General features: G+C 55.6%; 1 rRNA gene (running past one end of the window). It reads left to right on the top strand.

The features are described 5' to 3' along the window. Positions 1-1,393 (top strand): 23S ribosomal RNA (locus tag ACGFZ2_RS34265) (it extends 1,790 nt beyond the left edge of the window). Positions 1,394-1,443: the final 50 nt, after the last annotated feature.

Here is a 1,443-nt window from a genome sequence, read left to right on the forward strand (position 1 = left end):
ATGTAGGCTGAGACGTGATGCCGAGCCGATTCAGGTGAAGTCAGTGATCCTATGCTGCCGAGAAAAGCCTCTAGCGAGTTCTGAGCGGCCCGTACCCCAAACCGACACAGGTGGTCAGGTAGAGAATACCGAGGCGATCGGGCGAACTGTGGTTAAGGAACTCGGCAAATTGCCCCCGTAACTTAGGGAGAAGGGGGGCCGGAGACGTGAAGCCCCGCGCGGGTGGAGCGTTGTATGGCCGCAGAGAGCAGGGGGAAGCGACTGTTTACTAAAAACACAGGTCCATGCGAAGAAGTAATTCGATGTATATGGACTGACGCCTGCCCGGTGCTGGAACGTTAAGGGGACCTGTTAGCTCCTTTGGGGCGAAGCGGAGAACTTAAGCGCCAGTAAACGGCGGTGGTAACTATAACCATCCTAAGGTAGCGAAATTCCTTGTCGGGTAAGTTCCGACCTGCACGAATGGCGTAACGACTTCCCCACTGTCTCAACCACAGGCCCGGCGAAATTGCATTACGAGTAAAGATGCTCGTTACGCGCGGCAGGACGGAAAGACCCCGGGACCTTTACTATAGCTTGACATTGGTATCCGAATTAGCTTGTGTAGGATAGGTGGGAGCCGGTGAAGCTCATACGCCAGTATGGGTGGAGGCAATCTTGAAATACCACTCTGGTTGATTTGGGTATCTAACTTCGGACCGTTATCCGGTTCAGGGACAGTGTCTGGTGGGTAGTTTAACTGGGGCGGTTGCCTCCTAAAGGGTAACGGAGGCGCCCAAAGGTTCCCTCAGCCTGGTTGGCAATCAGGTGTTGAGTGCAAGTACACAAGGGAGCTTGACTGTGAGACTGACAGGTCGAGCAGGGACGAAAGTCGGGACTAGTGATCCGGCACTTGCGAGTGGAAGCGGTGTCGCTCAACGGATAAAAGGTACCCCGGGGATAACAGGCTGATCTTCCCCAAGAGTCCATATCGACGGGATGGTTTGGCACCTCGATGTCGGCTCGTCGCATCCTGGGGCTGTAGCAGGTCCCAAGGGTTGGGCTGTTCGCCCATTAAAGCGGTACGCGAGCTGGGTTTAGAACGTCGTGAGACAGTTCGGTCCCTATCCGCCGTGCGCGTAGGATACTTGAGAAGGGCTGTCCCTAGTACGAGAGGACCGGGACGGACGAACCTCTGGTGTGCCAGTTGTCCCGCCAGGGGCACGGCTGGTTAGCTACGTTCGGAAGGGATAACCGCTGAAAGCATCTAAGCGGGAAGCTCGCTTCAAGATGAGGTATCCCACCCACTTTGTGGGGTAAGGCCCCCAGCTAGACGACTGGGTTGATAGGCCGGAAATGTAAGCCCGGTAACGGGTTCAGTTGACCGGTACTAATAGGCCGAGGACTTGACTACTAAGCTGCTACGCGTCCACTGTGCAACTCTCGATGAACGAACAACAGACC

It is taken from the genome of Micromonospora sp. NPDC048063, from assembly GCF_043202855.1.
Lineage (GTDB): Bacteria > Actinomycetota > Actinomycetes > Mycobacteriales > Micromonosporaceae > Micromonospora.